At 72.2% G+C, this 2,613-nt stretch carries 2 protein-coding genes; both read left to right on the top strand.

Annotation, left to right across the window (positions count from 1 at the left end; translation table 11 throughout):
• Positions 1 to 1,553 (top strand): acetyl/propionyl/methylcrotonyl-CoA carboxylase subunit alpha (locus tag NS354_RS11680; RefSeq protein WP_058594648.1); only part of this gene is annotated, 1,553 nt, incomplete at its 5' end.
• Positions 1,554 to 1,623: 70 nt separating this feature from the next.
• The coding region (locus NS354_RS11685) for an LLM class flavin-dependent oxidoreductase (RefSeq protein ID WP_058594647.1) at positions 1,624 to 2,613 on the top strand (990 nt) is incomplete at its 3' end.

Below are 2,613 nucleotides of genomic sequence, written 5' to 3' on the forward strand. Positions count from 1 at the left end.
CCCGGCGTGTCGGGGTCGCTGCGGTGACCCCCGGCAACGGGTGCCGCGCCGCAAACGCCAGGTTGTCCCGGGCCGTCATGGACGCGGGGATGACGTGGATCGGCCCGGGCCCCGACGCCATCGAGCGCCTCGGCGACAAGGTCTCCGCCCGTCACGTCGCCGAGAAGGTGGGCGCCCCGCTCGCCGCCGGCACGAGCGACCCGGTGCAGAACGCCGACGAGGTGCTCGCCTTCGCCGACGAGGTCGGGCTGCCGATCGCCATCAAGGCGGCATTCGGCGGCGGCGGCCGCGGGCTCAAGGTCGCCTACGAGCGCGACGAGGTCGCCGAGCTCTTCGAGTCCGCGACGCGCGAGGCCGTGGCGGCCTTCGGCCGCGGCGAGTGCTTCGTCGAGAAGTACCTGGAGAAGCCCCGCCACGTCGAGACCCAGTGCCTCGCCGACCAGCACGGCAACGTCGTCGTCGTCTCGACGCGCGACTGCTCGCTGCAGCGCCGCCACCAGAAGCTGGTCGAGGAGGCCCCCGCGCCCTTCCTCACCGACGAGCAGAACGCGCAGCTGTACGCCGCATCGAAGGCGATCCTCGTCGAGGTCGGGTACGTCGGCGCCGGCACCTGCGAGTTCCTCGTCGCGAAGGACGGCACCGTCTCCTTCCTCGAGGTGAACACGCGCCTGCAGGTCGAGCACCCCGTCTCCGAGGAGGTCACCGGCATCGATCTCGTGCGCGAGCAGTTCCGCATCGCCGAGGGCGGCGCGCTCGACTACGCCGACCCCGAGCCGCGCGGCCACTCCTTCGAGTTCCGTCTCAACGGTGAGGATCCGGGCAACGGGTTCCTCCCGGCCCCCGGGCCCGTCTCGCTGTTCAAGCCCGCCGCAGGCCCCGGCGTGCGCATCGACACCGGCGTCGCCTCGGGCGACGTCGTCTCGGGCGCGTTCGACTCGATGCTCGGCAAGCTGATCGTCACCGGATCCACGCGCGAAGAGGCGCTCGAGCGCTCCCGGCGCGCCCTCGACGAGTTCGAGATCCAGGGCCTGCCCACCGTGCTGCCGTTCCACCGCAAGATCGTGCGGGATCCCGCATTCACCGCGCCCGACGGCGCGTTCGGCGTCTACACCCTCTGGATCGAGCGCGAGTTCGACAACGACATCGAGCCCTGGGAGGGCGAGGTTCCGCCCATCGGGCAGGACGACAAGCGCCGCAGCGTCACCGTCGAGGTCGAGGGCCGTCGCGTCGAGGTGACGATGCCCGCCACGCTGCTGCCGCTCGTCGACCAGGAGGTCACCCGCGGCCCGGCCCCGCGCCGCGCGAAGGGCGCCGGCATCGCGGCCTCCGCGGGCGACGGCGTCGCAGCGCCCATGCAGGCGACGGTCGTGAAGGTGTCGGTCGAGGAGGGCCAGGAGGTCGCCGAGGGCGATCTGCTGCTCGTGCTCGAGGCGATGAAGATGGAGCAGTCGATCTACGCGCACCGCTCGGGCGTGGTCGCGGGCGTCGACGCGCCCGTCGGGCAGACCGTGTCGAACGGCCACCTGCTGCTCTCCATCATCGACCCGGCCTGATTCAGCCGACGGCGTACGCCCGCCCCGCGCGCCGAGGAATAGCCGCCGATCGGGCGGGGTTGCACTCTGCATGACTGCAACCCCGCTCTCGATCCTGGATCTCGCGACCGTCGAGGCGGACGGCACCATCGCCGACGCGTTCCGCCACTCCGTCGACGTCGCGCGCCTCGCCGAATCGACCGGGTACCGCCGCATCTGGTACGCGGAGCACCACAACATGCCGTCGATCGCGTCGAGCGCCACCTCGGTGCTCATCGCCCACATCGCCTCGCAGACGTCGACGATCGGCCTCGGCGCCGGCGGCGTCATGCTGCCGAACCACTCGCCCCTCGTCATCGCCGAGCAGTTCGGCACCCTCGCCGAGCTGCATCCCGGCCGCATCCACCTCGGGCTCGGCCGCGCCCCGGGCACGGACGGCGCCACCTTCCGAGCCCTGCGCCGCACGTACGAGGCGGCCGACGCGTTTCCGAACGACGTGGCCGAGCTGCAGCGCTACCTCTCCGACGAGCTGCCCCGCACCGCGGTGAACGCCTACCCAGGGCGCGGCACCCGCGTGCCGCTCACGATTCTCGGGTCGAGCCTGTTCGGTGCGAGCCTGGCCGCGCAGTACGGGCTCCCCTACTCGTTCGCGTCCCACTTCGCCCCGCAGTCGCTCAAAGCGGCGATCGAGCACTACCGCTCCCAGTACGTGCCGAGCGAGGCGCACCCCGAGCCGTACGCGAGCGCGGGCATCAACGTGGTCGCGGCCGACACCGACGCCGAGGCCGAGACGCTCTTCGCGCGCGCCGAGGTCGATCGCGTGCGCCGCTTCCTGTCGCGCGGCCGCGATCGGGAGCTCACGTTCGACGAGGCCTCCCAGCTCGTCGACACCCCGGCCGGTCGGGAGATCCGCGGAATGATGCAGTACACCGCGATCGGCGGGGCCCAGCGCGTGCACGACGAGCTCGAGGCGTTCGCGAGGTTCGCCGACGTCGACGAGCTCGTGACCGTGCACATCGCGCCGACGCGCGCCGAGCAGCTCGAGTCGGTGCGGATCGCGGCGGCGCGATGTGCACGGTCA

The sequence above is a fragment of the Leucobacter chromiiresistens genome (assembly GCF_001477055.1).
GTDB classification, from domain to species: domain Bacteria; phylum Actinomycetota; class Actinomycetes; order Actinomycetales; family Microbacteriaceae; genus Leucobacter; species Leucobacter chromiiresistens_A.